We start from the raw sequence: 16743 nt of genomic DNA on the forward strand, positions 1-16743 counted from the left end.
GTAGCTTTCCGAGCGGTCCGACCGGCCCGACCTCGGTCGGAGTCGGCGAACCCGGGAGATGATGTGGAGTCACAGCTCGCCTACGACGCCCTGGCCGACGTCTACGACCTGATGTACCCGCCCGAGTCACCGGACGCCGCCGACGCCGTCGACTTCCTCGCCGCCCTGACCCCCGCCTCCGGCCGGGTGCTCGAACTCGGCGTAGGCAACGGCCGTATGGCGATCCCGCTCGCCAAGCGCGGGCTGACGGTACACGGCATCGACGCGTCCGCACAGATGCTGGCGCGACTGAAGGAGCGCGACCCGGACGCCACCGTGGTGACGCACACCGGCGACTTCACCACCGAGACCACGGGCGAGCGGTACGACGTCGTGTTCATCGCCCTCAACACCTTCTTCGCGCCCAGCACGGCCGACGCCCAGGTGCGCTGCATGCAGCGGATGCGCGAGCAGCTCGCCCCCGGCGGACGTGTGGTCGTGGAGGCCTTCGACCCGCTGCCGTACCACCAGCTGGACGGCGAGAAGACCAGCACGCGGTACCTCTCGCCGGGCGCCGTCATGATCGACAGCACCCATGTCATGCGGGACCGTCAGCTCATGCTGGTCATCCACACCGTGATCGACGGCGGCACCCCGCGGCCCACCCAGGAAGTCATCCGGTACGCCTGGCCCTCCGAGATCGACCTCATGGCCCGCCTCGCCGGTCTGCGCCTCACCGAGCGGTACGCGGGCTGGAAGCGCGAGCCGTACGGACCGGACAGCCCCCGTCACGTCTCGGTCTACGAGGCCGCCGAGAACGGCTGACCATGCGCTCCCCAGGCACCGCGGACACCTCCCCGCTGCTCCGGCTGACCGACGTGGGCCGCACCTACGGCGACCACGCCGTCCTGCGCTCCGTCACCCTGGACATCCGTCCCGGCGAGTTCGTCGTGATCATGGGGGACAACGGCTCGGGCAAGTCGACGCTGCTGCGCGTGGCGTGCGGGAGGGAGCAGCCGACCTCGGGAGAGGCGCTGTTCGCCGGCCGCCCCGTCGACGAGGACGCCACCGACGTCCGGTCACGGCTCGCCACGGTGATCGACCCGGGTGCCTGCTACCCCGACCTGACCGTGCGCGAGCACCTGATGCTGGTGGCACTCGCCCACGGACACGGCGACGCGGCGGACGACGTCGTCGAGGAGGCGCTGGCCGAGCACCGGCTGACGGACCACGCCGACGCCGTGCCGACGGCCCTGTCGTCGGGCCAGGTCCAGTCCATGCTCCTCGCGGCCGCCTTCGTCCGCCCGCACGACCTCCTCGTCCTGGACGAGCCAGAACAGCGCCTCGACAGCCGGGCCCGGCACGACCTCGCCCGACGGCTGGCCGACCACCGCGACCGCGGCACCGCGGTCCTCGCGGTGACGCATCACGAGGCGGTGGGCGCCGCCGCGGACCGGGTGCTCACCCTGGAGGACGGCGTGCTGGCCTCCGCCCGGTCCGCGGACCGACGAGGCTCACGATGAGCCCCCTGCTGCGCACCCCGAGGTCCGTTACGAGCCCCCTGGCCGCGGACGAGCCCACCGCACGGGTACGCGCCCACCTCCACGAGGCCCGCAGCGCCACGCGCGAGGAGAAGCGCCGCAGCCTGGCCTTCACCCTCTACGGCATCGCGCTCGTCGGCGCCTTCTGGGGCATCCCGGGCCTGCTCGCCGCCGCACGGGCCGGGCACAGCGGACAACGGCCGTCGGCCGCCATGACGGACGTCGTGACGAGCCTTCCGGTGACGTTCCCGGTGGTGCTCCTGCTGGTCCTGCTGGGCATGGCCCGGGCGGCGGTGTGGCGCGGGCCCGTCCTGGTGGACCAGCCGACCGTGAGCTGGCTGCTGAGGACGCCCGTGCGACGCGGCCCGCTGCTGCTGCCCCGGCTCGCCGCGTCCGCCGGGACGACCGCGGCGGTGGGACTGGCGCTGGGCGCGGCCACCGGCTTCCTCCTGTACGGCTCCGGCCCCCACCCCTGGCCGGCCGCGACCCTCGCCGGGGCGTGGGCTGGCGTCGCCGCCGGGGTCATGACCAGTGCCGTCGGCGTCTGCGTCGAGCGCTACGACCGCCACGTACTGCGGCACGGGGCGCGACTCTTCGCCCTCGCCTGGACGGCCCTGGCGGTCGTGGTGGCCGTCGCGGCACTCGCGGTGTCCCGGGGGACGCCCGCCTGGTCCGCCGGTCTGTTCCTCTGGTCGGGGCCGTGGGGCTGGTCCGCGCAGCCCCTCGTCGCCGCGATGGGCGGCCCGGCCCCCTGGTGGGGCCTTGGGGCGGCGCTCTCCGTGGCGTCCCTGGCCGCCCTCGCCCTGCTCGCCGTCCGCGAAACCCCGCTCATCCCCGTGGGCGCACTGCGCCGCCGGGCTACGGTGGCCTCCGCCGTCGCGACCTCCCTGGTGATGCTCGACCTGCGGCAGGCCAGAGCCGGCCTCCCCTCGCTGCAGGAGAGCCGGTCACGTCCCGCCGTACGACTGCCCCCACCACGCCACCCCCGGCTCCTGGTGCCCTGGCGCGACGCGACCGCCCTGCTGCGCGCCACCGGCCGGCTCGGCTGGGCGGCGGTGTGGACCACGACGGCGGTCGCACTCACGGTGACGGCCCCGCAGGTCCGCGAGGACGCCCGCGAGTTGGTGTGCGTCGTCGCCTTCGTGGCCCAGTACCTGGCCGCCGCCCAGCTGACCGAGCCCGCCCGTCTGGAGAGCGACGACGTACGCCGCTCCGCCGGACTGCCGTGGACCGCTCGCCAACTGGCGCTCTGGCACGCGCTCGTCCCCGCCGTCCTGCTCTGCGCCGGACTGGGGATCGGCGCCGCGGTCTGCGCGTCGGCCGGAGTGGCCCGGCCGGGCCTCGCGGTGCTCGTGGGCGCGGTGCCCGCGTTCGTCGCCGCCGCGCTCGTCAGCTCCTACCGGGGCGTCATCCCCGCCCACATCCTGGTCGGCACCCAGACCCCGATGGGCAGCACCGCTCCCGTGCAGACCTTCGTGTGGTACCTGCGCGGTCCGCTGGCCGCGCTGATCGTCACGGTGCCCGTGCTGGTGAGCGTGGTGCACGACGGGACGTACTCGCCGCTGCGGCTGGTCGTCCAGCTCGCGGCGGGTGCGGGCGGGTTGTGGTGGGCCGGGCGGACGGCGCATCGGTTGCTCAGGGGGTGAGGGCATCCGTGCGTGAGGGCGTCTGTGCGCCTCCCCTCTCCGGTTCTCTTCCCTCTTCCCTTCCCTCCCGACTTCAGGACGGCCCGTTGACCACGACAGCAGAGACACCCCTTCTCGGCAGACTCGGGCTCGGAGTCCTGGACGCCGACGAGCACACGGCCCCCAAGGGCCGCAACAGCAACCGCGTCGGTACGACCGACGCGGGGCACGCCGTCTTCGTCAAGCGTCTCGACCCCGAGCAGCCCGACGCACGGGCACGCTTCCGACGGCTCCTCCGCTTCGAGGCGACGGCGCCCACCGCGGACGCCGCCCTGTCCACGCCGCCCTGCCTGGGGTGGGACGAGGAGGAGCTGACCGTCGTCTTCCGCTGGCTGCGGGACGCCCGGTCGGGCGCCGACCTCGCCGAGGAGGAGGCGTTCACCGACGACCTGGCCCGGCGCGCGGGCCGCGCCGTGGGAGCGCTGCACACGCTGCCGGTGCCCGAAGAAGCGGACGAACCGCCCTTCCTGCCCCCGCTGGAGTTCTTCGACGCCCTGCCCGCCAGGTACTACGCCCAGGCCAGCGGGGCTTCGCTGGATGCCTGGAGACTCCTTCAGCAGGACGACGAATTAGCTTTCGCCGTACGGGAGTTACGGCGCCTGGAGGCGGCGGCACCCACCACCGCGGCCCACTGTGACCTGCGGCTGGACCAGTTCCTGTGGGACGGCGACACCCTGTGGCTGTCCGACTGGGAGGAGTTCCGCCGCGCCGACCCGGCCCGCGACGTCGGCGACTTCATGGGTGAGTGGCTGTACCGGGCCGTGCTGGACCTGCCGTCGAAGGAGCTCGGCCCCTCGGGCGTGGCAGGCGACTTCGGCGCGGACGAGGCGACCGCACACCGTGACGTGGTGGAGCGGGGCGTACGCGAACTGACCCGGCTGCGCACCAGGAACGTCGCCTTCTGGGCCGGGTACCGGGAGCGGGTCCCGGAGCCGGATCCCGGCCTCGCCGAGCGGGCCACGGCGTTCGCGGGCTGGCACCTGCTGGACCGGATGCTCGCGGCGGCCGAGCGACGCCCCCGGCTGAGCGCGCTGGACCGGGCGGCGGCCGGGATCGGCCGGTCGGCGCTGCTGCGTCCGCAGCGATTCGTGACGACGCTCGGACTGGGGGACTGAGATGACCCGGACTTGGGGGACTGGGATGACGCGGGCTGGGGGACTGGGATGACAGCGGCTGCCTCTCCACCTGACACGCGGCTCGATCCGCGGCTCACGGCGATCCTGGCCGAGGTCGAGGTCTCTCCGGACGGCCGGCACGCCACCGTGGCCGGACGCTCCCTGGACGCGGACACACCTCGCAAACTCCGCCAGGAACTGGTCACGGCGCTCTACGAGACCTTCCACGTGGGCCACGCCTTCGGCGCGGGCAACGACGAGGGCCGCCCCCTGCGCGAGCCGGCGTTCGAACGACGACTGGCGGAGTGCACACCGCACACCGAGACCCTGGTCGCGGCACAACCGCGGGAGCACGGTGCCTCGCCTGCCGCTGTCGCTGGAGCCGCCACTGCCGCTGTCGCTGGCGCCGCCACTGCCGCTGCCGCGCGGATCGCGGTCGTGGACGGTCTCAGGGTCCGCCTCGGCGACGCGGTCGAGCAGGTCGGCGACACGGTGCGGCTGCCGGCCCGCCGCCCCGGTCTGTCTCCCGGCTTCTTCCTGGTGGACGGCAGTAGGGGCAGACCCTCCGGCGGCCCCCTGCTGCGGCTCTACCAGCACGTCGACCATCCGGACGAGGCCGTCGGCCTGTGGACCCGCACCCTGCGCACACTGGAGGACGCAGGCGTGCGGTACCGGGCCAAGGTGACCTCCGCGCAGTGGCTGCTGCCCCGCCGGGACGGACTCGTCGTCTACCTCGGCGCGGACGCCTGGGACGTCGTCCCCGCCCTCACCGAAGGGGTACAGCCGGCCGAGAAGGCCGGGCGGCCGGACCTCTCCTCCTCGTTCGCCCGGGTGCTCGCGCCGGGCGTCTCCCTGGCCTGGGAGCCCGACGACCGCCGACCGGGCCGCCGCGGCCTGAGCTTCGGCCAGCACCGGGCCGCCGCCGTCGCCGAGGCGCTGCTCGACGGCACGGGCGGCGCTTCCCTCCCCGCACGCCTGCGGGAAGCCCGTGTCGACCCCTCGGCCATCCACCGGAATATCGATTCGCCGAACATCGCGCGCATCGGGGAATGTGGCCCGCGTCACGCCGATGAATTCGGTTGATGACTTCCGCGAAAAGCTGGAAGATGATTATCTGATAAAGCGTGATGGGTGGCCCGGAATTCCTCGGATCACCCTTGGAGTAATCCTCACGCATTTCCTTGTCGATTTCACGGAAAGGAGACGGTCATGGAATCCGTCGAGCTCATCGAGGGGTATGCCGCGTACACCACCGCCGAGGAGATCGCCGCGGCCGACGCCACCGACGCGCCGGCCATCACCAGCACGGTGACCTCATCGGAGATCTGTATCACGATCACCGCCGGCATCACCTGCTGAACCGGCCGACCGGCTCGGCACGACGCCGTGACGGCCACCCCTTCGGGTCCGGAAACCGGGCCCGAAGGGGTCCCGGGCGCGCCTTCTTTTCCTTTCGGTCGATTCTTTTCGGCCGATTCTTTTCGGAGTGATATGACACCGGTGCGACATCCGGTCCTTCGGAATACGTTGCCGAACGGACTGGAAGTGGTGATGAGCCCGCAGGAGGGAATTCCGCTCGTCGCCGTGGGCGTACATTACGGTGTGGGTTTTCGCTCCGAACCGGAAGGGCGCAGCGGATTCGCCCACCTCTTCGAGCACCTGATGTTCCAGGGGAGCGCCGCCGTCGAACCCGGCGAACACCTCAGGGGCGTCCAGGCGCTCGGCGGCACGGCCGGCGGCTCGACGCACCAGGACTACACCGACTACCACCAGATCGCTCCCGCCGCCGCCCTGGAACGACTGCTGTTCCTGGAAGCCGACCGCATGCGCTCCCCGCGCCTCACCCAGGACGCCCTCACCACCCAACTCGCCGTGGTGAAAGAGGAGATACGCCTTCAGGTACGCGACCGCGCCTACGGCGGATTCCCGTGGACGACCCTGCCCGCCGCGCTGTACCGCACGTATCCCAACGCCCACGACGGCTACGGGGACTTCACCGACCTCGACCGCGCCACCGTCGACGACTGCGTCACGTTCTTCGACCGCCACTATCCGCCCGGTAACGCCGTCCTCACCGTGGCCGGCGCCATCGACCCCGACCGCACGGCCGCACTGGTCGAACAGTACTTCGGCGACATCCCGGCGAGACCCGCCGCCACCGCACCGGACCTGCGGGAACCTCGCCCCACCGACAGGGCACACCGCGCGTACGACGACCCGCACGCACCCTTCCCGGCAACCGCGGTCGGCCTCCGCCTCCCCGACCCGGCCGACGACCACGACCGCTACCTCGCCTGCGTCCTCCTGGCACACCTCCTGGCGGGCGACGGCCCGGCAGGACTGCGCTCCCGTGCCCACGAGGAGGGCCTGGAGCTCACCTCGGCGACGTCCCGCTGCGGCTTCTTCGGCCCCTTCGACGCCCGCGACCCCGACACCCTCGTCGTCACGGCCCGTCACCCGGCCTCCGTCCACGACGACTTCGCCGATCTGGTCGTACGCACCCTGAAGCGCATCGGCGACGGAACCCTCCCCGAGGAGGAACTCCACCACGCCGCCACCGCACGGGCGGCCCACTGGAACCGCCGGCACGACCACCTCCTCACCCGAACCCGCGCGCTCGGCACGTGGACCCTGCTGTACGACACCCCCGACCGACTCCACCAGGTCCCCGCCCGCCTCCGGACACTCGACCCGAGCCTCGTACGGTCCACGGCAGCGGAACTGAGCCGCGGGCAGGTGGCGCTGCTCGCGGTGCGGTCGGCGAAAGAGGGGCCGGCGAAGAAGGGGCCGGCGACGGAGGGGCCGGCGACGGAGGGGCCGGCGACGGAGGGGCCGGCGACGGAGGGGCCGGCGAAGGAGGGGCCGGCGAAGGAGGGGCCGGCGAAGGAGGGGGCGGCGAAGGAGGGGCCGGCGAAGAAGGGGCCGACGACGGAGGGGCCGGCGAGGAAGGGAGCGGCCGCATGAGCGCAGGTGACGCCTTTCTCCTGCCCGAGGCCGACACCCGGCACCTGGACACCGGCGTACGCGTCCTCACCGTCCCCCGCACCGGCACGGAAACCGTCGAGGTGCGCGTCCAGATCCCGTGCACCCCGTCGGACGGCCAGGACGCGGCCGTGGCCGAACTGCTTGCCGCCACCCTCTTCACCGGCACGACCCGACTCGGCACCCGGGTCGTCCGCTGGGACACCGCCCTGCGCACCGGACGCCTGCACGCCGGCCGCACCGCGGAGTGGCTGATCCTCGCCGGCCACTGCGAAGCGTCCGAACTGCCACGGCTCCTCGGCCTGCTCGGCGAACGCCTGGCCCACCCGACGTACGACGAGGCATGGGTGGCCCGGGAGGCCCGCCGCATCGCTCAGGCGACGGAGACGCTGCGCGGCCATCCCCGGCTCCTCGCCCTGCGGGCCCTGAACCGCATCCGGCGCGGCGACCTGAGCTGTTTCGAGGAGCCGCCCACCGACGGCGCCCCCGCCCGCCTCACGGCCCACGAGGTGACGGAAGCCCACCGCCGCATTCTCACCCCCCACCGCGCCGAGATCCTGCTCGTCGGCGCGGTGACCCCCGACACCGCCCGCGACCTGGTGGGGCACGCCCTCGCCGCCTGGCAGCCCCCTCGGCCCACCGCCACCCCTGCGCCCGACCCGTCGCCGCCGTCGGACACGCCCAGGACCCTGATCCACCGCCCCGCCTCCGCCCAGTCCACCGTGGCGATGTCCTGGTCGTGCCTGCCGTTCGAGGACCCGGGATACACGGCACAGGCCGTGGCGAACGCGGTCTTCGCCGGCTACTTCTCCTCACGGCTGGTGACCAACATCCGCGAGCGCAAGGGCCTGACGTACCACGCGGCGTCACGTTTCGACCGGGTGCTCGGCACGACCTCGATCACGCTGGACGTGTCGTGCGCACCGGCCGCCACCGGGCAGGTGGTCGAGGAGGTCCTCACGGATGCCCGGCGCATGGTGACGGACCCGCCGACCCCGCAGGAGACCGCGCACGCCCACACCTTCCTCGCCGGTTCGCTGCTGATGGCGACCGCCTCGCCGACCGACCTCACCAACCTCCTCGCCACCCTGGGCTGCTGGGGCATCGGGCCCGACTGGATCGAGGCGTACCCGCGCCGCCTCTCCGAGACCACCGCCGACGACGTCGAACGCGCCGCCGCCCGTGTCTTCGACGCGCCCCCCGAGGCCGCGGTCGTCGTCGGCGACCTGCCCGCCCTCACGGCCCCGCTGGCCCGCCTCGGCTTCACCCCGCACAGCTGATGGAAGGAAGATCACCGTGACGCCCCGCCCACCCGATGATGTTCATGTGGCGGCACCGCCCTTCGGCGCCGAACGCCTGCTGCTGGTCGGCACCGGGGCGGTCCAGGTGGCGCTCCTGCCCACCTGGATCAACTGGCTGCGCGTCTCCTACCCCGAGCTGGACGTACGGATCGTGGTGACCCGCAGCGCCGAGCGCTTCGTCTCCCGTACGGCCCTCTCCGCCATCGGAGGGACAGAGGTACTGCTCGACACCTGGCCCGAGGACCCCAACGCCGGCGCCCTGCACATGGAACTCGCCGAGTGGGCCGACGCGGTGGCGGTCTACCCGGCCACCGTGCACTTCGTCAGCCGCTTCGCACTGGGTCTCACGGACACCCCGGTCCAGCTGGCCCTCCAGTGCACCCGGGCCCCGATCGCCGTGGCGCCGGCGCTCCCGCCGGGATGCCGGGACAACCCGGTCCTCACCGGCCACCTCCAGTCCCTCGCCACCCGCCCCAACATCACCGTGATCCCCACCGTCACCGGCCGCTCCGTCAGCACCGACCGCCCCGACGGCGCCTCCCCACCCCCGCTGCCGGTGGTGCTGGACCGACTGGAACGCCTGCGCCGGGACTGCGTACCGGCCAGGGGCGACGCGGCATGACCCGGGATCCGGAGCCCCGCACCTTCGGGACACGCCAACTGCGCACCCGCGTCGAACCGGCCGGAGCGGGCCGATTCCGCTGGACCAGAACCCGACTCCGGGGCGAGCTCGGACCCGCCGCACCCCCCGGCTTTCCAGAGTCCGAGCCCCACATGGTCCTGGGCACCCGGTCCGGAAAGGACACCGCGTACCTCTGCCGAGGCGACCTCTCGCTGGCCCAACTGATCTGGCCACCGGGCCGCTTCAACCTCCCCCCGTCCGCGGCCGCCACGGCCACGGCCGCCGCCGGCCAGGCGTTGCGCCGCATCGCGGACCACCCCTCCACCGCCCTCCCTCCACCACCGGCACTCACTCGCCTCGAGGCCTGGCTCAGCACGGGAGAGGGCCCGGGCGAGGCACCGCGACTGCATACCCTGACCCGCGCGCACCTGGGAGTGCACCGCCTCCAGACCCTCGGCGCATGGATCCGCGACCTCCATGAACGGCCCCCCGTGCTGCTGCACGGAGAACCCTCCCTGGGCCTCATCGTCCTCCCCCGGGAGGGCGTCTCCCCTCCCGTCCTCCTCACCGGCGAAAGCCTCTCCTCCGGCCCGCCCGAGTTCGACACGGGCTGGCTGCTCGGCGAACTGGCCGAGATGGCGGACATCGCCCACCGCAACGCCCCGCACCAGGACTCCGTGGCCCTCCTCAGCACCATGGCCCAGTCCCTGCTCGACGCCCGCGGCCCACTCGAGACCCCTCTCCTCGCCCGCGTCGCCACCCTCCGCCGCCTCACCCACCTCCTCGACTTCGCCGCCCACGTGAACTGGAACCCGGGCGTGGAGTCGTCACTGCTCCAACTGGCTTCCCTGATCGACGAGGAAGGGACCTCGGCCCTCGACCTGCTACGGGTGACCCAGCGCAGACTCCCCTGAAAACCCGAGGTCAGGGTCCAGCGGTCCGGGTGGGTGAAGTCTCGGCCATCGAGGTCCTCTCAGCCGGTGTGGGCCGGGATGCCGAGGCTCACTTCGTAGCCGCCGTCGGCGGTGGCGCCGGACTCGAAGGACGACTCGGATCAAGGGGCGTCGAAACCTCCATGATCTTGGAAGGGCATGTCATCCGCCTGTGGCGTCCTCGGCCTCCCAGCGCAGCAGGTCGCCCGGCTGGCACTTGAGCACCTCGCAGAGCGCGGCGAGCGTCGCGAAGCGCACCGCCTTGGCGCGGCCGTTCTTGAGTACCGCAAGGTTGGCGGGCGTGATCCCTACGCGGTCCGCGAGCTCGCCCACGGACATCTTCCGCCTGGCCAGCATCACGTCGATGTCGACGGTGATCGGCATCAGATCACCTCGTCCAACTCGGCCTGCATCTGAGCCGCTTCGACGTCGCGCGCGACGGCCTGGGCGAGCAGCATCCGCAGCACGAGCACGATGAGCGCGACCCCCAGGATGGCCACGCCAATCCCGCCCATGATGACGGTGACGCCCGGGTCCTCCCGCTGCCCCGGCGCATTGACGGCCGTGACCGCGAACCACACGAGGGCAGCCGCCACGATCGCGCCGATCACGCCGTCCACGTACCGGAAGGCGGCGTGGGAGAACACGGTTCCGCGTCGCACCATCGTCACAAGCCGCCATACGCAGACCAGGGCGACCTGGACCGACACCATGCCCAGGATCGTGATCACGCGCAGCGGGGTCAGCGGGAGCGACCCGTCCTCCGGGTCGGTGGCCAACGCCCACACCATCAATGCCTGTACGAACACAGTGCCGGCGAGCACCACCACGAGCACGGCGCGCAGCGCACGCACTGTCAGTTTTCCCATGCCCCATCCTCCCATCGAGTTGCGATGGGAATCTATCGAGATTCGATAGGCGAAGCAAGGGCTGGAACGGAGGGCGGGCGGCAGTTTCGTACCGCGGCGGGACGCCGCCGCCTCCCACGGCATGCCGGTTGCGCGAACCGTCTTGACCTTGTCGAAGTCGGCCTCAGTTGCACCCTGCGCCGGGTGCGCCCCTGGCTCCCTCGGGACGGCAGCGCGTCGGGAGAGCGCGAGGGGCGGCGATGTGCCGTGACTTCCGCCGGGATGTCCTGGGTGGCTGCCCGGTTCAGAAGGCGTGTGCCATCAGATCCGCGAACAGCGCGTGCTCGTCGACGTCGAGGCCCCGCGAGCGGAACCAGCCGCAGATGTTGGCGCAGTCGCGCTGGAGGAAGCTCATCCCGTTGAGGTTGCCGACCAGGTCGACGATCTGTGGCAGGTCGATGATGACCAGCCGCTCGCCCGCCGCCAGGATGTTGTACGCCGAGAGGTCGCCGTGGACGAAGCCGTTCTGCACCATCGTCGCGAGCGCGTCGGTGAGCTGCTCGAAGTACGCCGCCAGCAGGTCGGGTGAGGGCCTTGTCTGGGCGAGCCGGGGCGCGGTCCGGACGGTGCCGTCCTCGTCGACGACGGTGATCCACTCCATGAGGATCTCGGTGCCGTCGATCTGGACCGGGTAGGGAACCGGCAGCCCGAGGTTCCAGAGCCGCACCAGCGCACCCCACTCGGACACCGCCCACTCGCCGGCCGCGACCTGTCGGCCGAAGGTGCTCTTCTTTTTGAGGGCCCGCTCGTCACGTGAGCGCTTCATCGAGCGGCCCTCGGTGTAGGACGCGGCGCGGTGGAACGTCCGGTGCTCGGGAGAGCGGTACCTCTTGGCCGCCATGACCACACCGGCGGCGGGATCGAGCGGGTCGGCGCGCTCGACGAGGTGAACGTCGGCCTCCTTGCCGGTCTTGAGGACGCCGAGCTCGGTGTCGATCGCGCCCTGCGAGGTCACCACCCAGTCCGGGAGCGGCTCGGGGCCTCGGCAGAGAGGTTCGACGCTGAGCCAGGTCGACCAGCGCTGGCCGTCCTCGAGGTCGCCGTAGGGACGGAAGTCGAAGACGAACCGGTCGTCGACGTCACCCAGGTCGTCCGGCGGCGGGACGGAGTGGTGGGCGTCGGTGATGAAGGCGTCAGGAAATGCCGGGTGCTGAGGGTGCTGAGGGTGCTGCGAGAGATCGTCGTGAGACATCGCTGGAGGTGCTCCATGAGGTGCGAGAGAGGCGGTCTGCGGGCAGGCCGAGGACAGTCGTGGTCACGGTCGTGCCTCCTCTCGTGGAGCACCGGGCAGCTCCCGGTGTCTGGCCCATGGTGAGGGGCGGACACCGGGAGCGGCAACCGAATAACGACTCCTGACACGACCTCCACCACGCGTTCGTCGCTCTCGGCTGCGCCGTCATCTGCTGGCGACGACTGCGCACCGCACTTTGCCGAGAGGGCCGGGCACCAGGTGACCGGTCTCGAGCGGGACGCGGAGAGTAGGGGCAGGCGATGCGTCCCAGGGGATGGCCTGCTCGATGCGTCAGAACGCATGCGTAGCAGTCGGGCCTGGCTGCTGCCGTCCGATGGCTCGAGGTCGGCCGGCTGCATGTAGGTGTGGGCCTCGTGACTGATCGGGCGGGCGGCGTCCCGTCAGATCTTGATGACGGTGACGCACCCGCGGCAGAGCGTGGCGAGGTCCTCGGGGCCAGAGGTGAGGACGGTGACGGGGCCGGGGGCGGCCAGCGCCGTGGCGCTGAGCATGGCGTCGATGGCGTACTTGTGGCCGTGCAGGCCGGCGTCGGCAAGGAGGGCGGCGGCGTGACGGGCGATGGGCTCGGTGACCGGTTCGATGACGAGGCGGGACAGGGTCCATTCCAGAGCTGGGCGATTGATCCGTGGGTGGATCACTTCCACGAGGGTGGCTGCGGAAGTGATCACCCGTAGGTCGTCGGCGCGGGCGAGGGCGAGCCAGCCGGTGACCGTGCGGTCGCGCAGGACTGCCTTGGCCAGCCCTTCGCTGTCGAGGACCAGGGTGCCGCCGGGGGTGGCGGGGGAGGGGGTCACGCGGCGTTCGTCCCGCCTTGGGTCTGCTGCTCGCGGGCTTGGTGGAGTTGGTCGCGCAGAGCTTGAATCTCTTCGTCGGTGATGGGGCCGTGTTCGGCCTCTGCCACCGTGATGAGTTCGTTGAGGTTGTCCCGCTCGATCTGGCGGGCGACGGCTGCGGCGACGTAAGCGGACAGTCCGGAGGGGCCACTGCGGGCCTTGGCTGCTTCGGCGATATCGCGCGGCATGGTGATCGAGTACTTGCCGGTAGGCTCGCTCATGCTACCTATCCTACCTTGCATCCTCCCTTGGTCGAATGGGTCGGCAGAGAGAGTCGCCGCGGTGCTGGTCCGACGCGAGTTCGCATCTGGGTCTGGGCGTACGGCGGGACTCCGGGGGGCGTTGTTGCTGCTGGGTTTGATATGGGCATTCCGGGACGTTCACGCGTCAGAGAGGTGGTGGACGTCATGAGGAACTCGACATCTCAGGCGCGCGGAGTCCCCGGCCGGAGACGTGGAGGAAGGGCCGTGGCCGACCGACGCACGGCGGGTGCGACGGATATCAGGGCCCTGGCCGATGACCTGGGCGCTGTGCTCCTCCGTGCCGTTCGACAAGGCGTTGCGGATGAGTCCCCTGCGGGGATCAGTCGTGGCTCGTCACAGGGTCGCGCGGCTGGGGCCAGCTGGTATGCCTCTGCTCTGGAGTACATGGAGATGAGGTGGCCGCTGATCGCGGCGAAGACCCGGGACGAGACCAACGACGCGCTGTGTGAGATCACCCGGGCGATGCTGCGGGACGTGCGGGGCCGTCCGAGCGATGAACTGCTCCGGCGGGCGATGCGGGGCTGGGCGTTCGTCGTCCCACGCCCGGAGTTGCGTCAGATGCCGGCTGACGTCCGGCTGGCCCTGCGCTGGGTGGCGGGAGCCTCACGTCACCTGGCCGTTCTGATGGACCCGGCCGTGATGCGGTCCCTGCTGACAGCACTGCGGCTCAATCAGGATGGCGCGGTGGCGGCGGCCGAGACGCAGCGGCACAAGCACAAGGTCCTGGTCAACGCCGTGCGGTACGCCGTCGAGCAGCGCAAGTTGCCCGCCGACCCGCTTGCTCCCATCAAGTGGACCGTGGCTGAGACCGTCGACCAGGTCGACCCGCGGGTGGTCGCCAACCTCAGCCAGGCACGTTCCCTACTGTGCGCGGTCTCCTACGTCGGCGGTTACCGGCGGGCACATGGACGACGGCTGGTCGGGCTGTTCGCCGGGATGTACTACGCCGGGCTGCGCCCCGCCGAAGCGGTCGGGGTGTCTCTGCCCAACTGCGTGCTGCCCGCCGAGGGCTGGGGCCAGGTGACAGTGCACCGCACACTGCCGCAGGCGGGCAAGCGGTGGACCGACACCGGAAGAGCTCCAGGCTGAGGATCGGCCACCCTCTTGACGGCACTGTGCGTGCATGTCGAGGACCGCTTGAAGACCCCGCGATGGCGCGGACGGCCGCCTCGGCTGACTGATGCGGAACTGGTGACGCTGGCCGTGGCCCAGGCCATGCTCGGCCTTCACTGCGAGGCTCGCTGGCTGCGCTTCGCCCACGCGCATCTGCACGGCCTGTTCCCCTACCTGCCCCAGCGTCCGGCCTGCAACAAGCGCCTGCGGGCCGCTCTGCCGCTGGTCAAACGGGCGATCCGGTCCCTGGCTGCCGACACCGACCTGTGGCTGCACGACCTGTGGGTGGTGGACTCCACCCCCGTCGAATGCGCCCGTTCCCGCGAGACCGTGCGCCGTTCGGACCTGGCCGGCTGGGCCAACTACGGCTACTGCCGCTCCCGCTCCCGCTTCTACTGTGCCTGAACTGCACCTGGTATGCACCCCGCGGCCGGACTGCCCGTCACCTGGGCCCTGGCTGATCCCAAGAGCGACGAATGACATGTCCTGGCCGCGCTCATCGATAACAAACCGCACCTGCCCGCCGACCGTCCCGGCCTGCTGATCCTGGCGGACAAGGGCTACATGGCCGCCGAACTCGACCGCTTCCTCGCCGCTCGCGGCGTGAGCCTGCCGCGGCCCTCCTACACGGCCGGGAGAATCCCTGCTCAAGACGGTGCAACAGCTGATCGAGTCGGTCAACGACACCCTCAAAGGCCCGCTCGATCTCGAACAGCACGGCGGACGCACCATCGAAGGCGTCCGCGTCCGGGTGGCCCAGCGGATCCTGGCGATGACCTGCGCCATCTGGCATAACCGCACCATCGGCACACCCATCACCAGGTCACTGATCGCCTACGATCACTGAGCCACATCGGAACTCCTCATCTAGGCGTGACTTGGTGTCGGCCCATCCGAGAGCCACGGGGCCCGCCGGAACGACAGACTGTTCCTCGAGTTGGTGCGACCGATGCGCACACGGCGCCGGTTGCCCTCGGCGGCGAGGAGCCGCTCGAACGCGATGTAAATGGTCCGGGGCGTCTGCCTCGAACGATTGCCCGGCTTCCTACGTGGCGGAGGTCTTCGCAACCGATGCCTCGCATCGTGTGCCGACCGCGGTGAATCTTAGGCACCTCCCTGGGAAGGGCGGCGCCTCGCGCCACTGACTAGCGCCCTGCCATTGCGTCCGCGCTGGTCTGCGAGCTCAGCCTCGCGGTTTGGGGCGGACCAGACGCAGCAGACCACCCTCCTGCAGCCCCACTCGCCTCTATCCTGACTAAGTCGGCGCCGTGGAGCGCCAGTTGGGCGCCCCTGGGCGAAGACGATCTAGTAGGAGGAATTCATTCCCCAAACACTGAAGAAAGGAATACTCGCATGAGTACCAACGGCAACCTCAACCCCAACTCACAAGTGCCGGTGCCAGTCGAGGTCAAGGAAGTTGTGGCCCCGCCGGAAGAGTTGGGAAGCGTCCACCGGAATGGTGACGAAATTATTTGGATTGCAGGCGACTCCCAGCAGAGCTGGCGGCCGGAAGTCGTCGATGGAGGAGGTGATCACTATGTACGTATCCGTAAGGGTGAAAAGTTCCAACGCCTCGACGGGTCGCCCCAACAGCTGGCCCGCCTGCGTGCGCGGCACGAACGCCGCATGGAAGCTTGGAAGTTTCTCACCCAAGCTGGAGTTTCCCTGCTGATCTTCGCAGGTCTCGTGTTCGGAGGGCCTCTTGGGGTCCCTCCAGAGGCGCAGCCAGTCTTGTATGTTGCGGCAGGCACCGCAGGCACCTGGGTTTACAAGACTCAAAGGCGCAAGTAAGAATTTAGGCCATTCCGCTAAGGTGCGATTCTAAACTCCAGGCCTGATATTAAAGGCTGCTGGGCCAATCTTACGCCCGGCAGCCCTGCGCTGGCCGCTCGGCACTGAGACTCCAAATCAGATCACGTCTGACTGACGGAACCCATTTGCTATAATCAACATGGGCAGATTCCGTCGGGGGTCTAAAACGAGGTAAAAGGCCCCGGACCATGGTCGGTCCGGGGCCTTTTACCCGGAGCCATCGGCAGGATTTGAACCTGCGACACCCGCTTTAGGAGTTCGATCCAAGCCCGCTCCTGCTGGCGTCGTCGACTGGTGCGGCGGCCGGACCGAGTCGCTGATGTACGCCCCCGTCCGGCGTCGTTGATGTCAGCCGTGGATGTCAGAAGCGCTGGGGTGGCTGCACTTCGGTGCTGTACAGCGGCG

The 16743-nt window shown here is 70.8% G+C and carries 17 protein-coding genes and 1 pseudogene; 13 read left to right on the forward strand and 5 right to left on the reverse strand.

What is annotated here, in order from left to right; translation table 11 throughout:
* The first annotated feature begins 63 nt into the window (after positions 1-63).
* From ACFYWX_RS29795 to ACFYWX_RS29840, 10 genes are all read left to right on the forward strand, one after another.
* Entirely contained in the window at positions 64-804 is a 741-nt protein-coding gene (locus ACFYWX_RS29795) for a class I SAM-dependent methyltransferase (protein ID WP_389427257.1), read from the forward strand.
* A gap of 2 nt (positions 805-806) precedes the next feature.
* Positions 807-1502, forward strand: a complete 696-nt coding sequence (locus ACFYWX_RS29800; RefSeq protein ID WP_389427259.1) for an ATP-binding cassette domain-containing protein — start codon at positions 807-809, stop codon at positions 1500-1502.
* Complete coding sequence (locus tag ACFYWX_RS29805) at positions 1499-3166, forward strand: hypothetical protein (RefSeq protein ID WP_389427261.1); 1668 nt, start codon at positions 1499-1501, stop codon at positions 3164-3166. The genes ACFYWX_RS29800 and ACFYWX_RS29805 overlap by 4 nt, the downstream gene beginning before the upstream one ends.
* Positions 3167-3252: 86 nt before the next feature.
* Entirely contained in the window at positions 3253-4320 is a 1068-nt protein-coding gene (lxmK, locus tag ACFYWX_RS29810; protein WP_389427263.1) for a class V lanthionine synthetase subunit LxmK, read from the forward strand.
* A 48-nt stretch (positions 4321-4368) separates the two neighbouring features.
* On the forward strand, positions 4369-5403 hold the full coding sequence (locus tag ACFYWX_RS29815; protein ID WP_389427265.1) for a T3SS effector HopA1 family protein: 1035 nt from the start codon (positions 4369-4371) through the stop codon (positions 5401-5403).
* A gap of 126 nt (positions 5404-5529) precedes the next feature.
* On the forward strand, positions 5530-5679 hold the full coding sequence (locus ACFYWX_RS29820) for an LxmA leader domain family RiPP (RefSeq protein ID WP_389427267.1): 150 nt from the start codon (positions 5530-5532) through the stop codon (positions 5677-5679).
* Between the two features lie 192 nt (positions 5680-5871).
* Entirely contained in the window at positions 5872-7284 is a 1413-nt protein-coding gene (locus tag ACFYWX_RS29825) for an insulinase family protein (RefSeq protein ID WP_389427269.1), read from the forward strand.
* Positions 7281-8582: a M16 family metallopeptidase gene (locus ACFYWX_RS29830; protein WP_389427271.1), complete on the forward strand. Its 1302-nt coding sequence runs from the start codon at positions 7281-7283 to the stop codon at positions 8580-8582. The genes ACFYWX_RS29825 and ACFYWX_RS29830 overlap by 4 nt, the downstream gene beginning before the upstream one ends.
* 46 nt (positions 8583-8628) lie before the next feature.
* Positions 8629-9225 (forward strand): flavoprotein, encoded by a 597-nt coding sequence (locus ACFYWX_RS29835; protein ID WP_389427273.1) that lies wholly within the window; start codon positions 8629-8631, stop codon positions 9223-9225.
* Positions 9222-10139, forward strand: coding sequence for a hypothetical protein (locus ACFYWX_RS29840; RefSeq protein ID WP_389427275.1), 918 nt, complete (start codon positions 9222-9224; stop codon positions 10137-10139). Before ACFYWX_RS29835 ends, ACFYWX_RS29840 begins: the two co-directional genes overlap by 4 nt.
* Before the next feature lie 180 nt (positions 10140-10319).
* On the opposite strand, the gene ACFYWX_RS29845 is transcribed toward ACFYWX_RS29840, so the two are convergent.
* The 5 genes from ACFYWX_RS29845 to ACFYWX_RS29865 all read right to left on the reverse strand — a co-directional run bounded on the left by ACFYWX_RS29845 (position 10320) and on the right by ACFYWX_RS29865 (position 13371).
* The gene (locus ACFYWX_RS29845; RefSeq protein WP_389427277.1) at positions 10320-10541 is read right to left on the reverse strand and encodes a helix-turn-helix domain-containing protein; all 222 of its coding nucleotides are present in this window, start codon (positions 10539-10541) and stop codon (positions 10320-10322) included.
* Positions 10541-11026 carry a DUF2975 domain-containing protein gene (locus ACFYWX_RS29850; protein ID WP_389427279.1) on the reverse strand — a complete coding sequence of 162 codons (486 nt, stop codon included), beginning with the start codon at positions 11024-11026 and terminating at the stop codon, positions 10541-10543. Before ACFYWX_RS29850 ends, ACFYWX_RS29845 begins: the two co-directional genes overlap by 1 nt.
* 283 nt (positions 11027-11309) lie before the next feature.
* A complete protein-coding gene (locus ACFYWX_RS29855; protein ID WP_389427281.1) occupies positions 11310-12257 on the reverse strand; it encodes a serine protein kinase RIO in 948 nt (315 codons plus the stop codon).
* A gap of 440 nt (positions 12258-12697) precedes the next feature.
* The gene (locus ACFYWX_RS29860; RefSeq protein WP_389427283.1) at positions 12698-13111 is read right to left on the reverse strand and encodes a PIN domain-containing protein; all 414 of its coding nucleotides are present in this window, start codon (positions 13109-13111) and stop codon (positions 12698-12700) included.
* Entirely contained in the window at positions 13108-13371 is a 264-nt protein-coding gene (locus ACFYWX_RS29865; RefSeq protein ID WP_389427285.1) for a CopG family transcriptional regulator, read from the reverse strand. The genes ACFYWX_RS29860 and ACFYWX_RS29865 overlap by 4 nt, the downstream gene beginning before the upstream one ends.
* Before the next feature lie 432 nt (positions 13372-13803).
* Between ACFYWX_RS29865 and ACFYWX_RS29870 the strand changes: the two genes are divergently transcribed.
* The 3 genes and pseudogenes from ACFYWX_RS29870 (at position 13804) to ACFYWX_RS29880 (ending at position 16317) form a co-directional block, all read left to right on the forward strand.
* Complete coding sequence (locus ACFYWX_RS29870; protein ID WP_389427286.1) at positions 13804-14502, forward strand: hypothetical protein; 699 nt, start codon at positions 13804-13806, stop codon at positions 14500-14502.
* 15 nt (positions 14503-14517) lie between these two features.
* Positions 14518-15373 (forward strand): annotated as a pseudogene (locus ACFYWX_RS29875) (IS982 family transposase).
* A gap of 506 nt (positions 15374-15879) precedes the next feature.
* Positions 15880-16317 (forward strand): hypothetical protein, encoded by a 438-nt coding sequence (locus ACFYWX_RS29880; RefSeq protein ID WP_389427288.1) that lies wholly within the window; start codon positions 15880-15882, stop codon positions 16315-16317.
* Positions 16318-16743 lie beyond the last annotated feature (426 nt).

It is taken from the genome of Streptomyces sp. NPDC002888 (genome assembly GCF_042888465.1).
Taxonomy (GTDB): Bacteria; Actinomycetota; Actinomycetes; order Streptomycetales; family Streptomycetaceae; genus Streptomyces.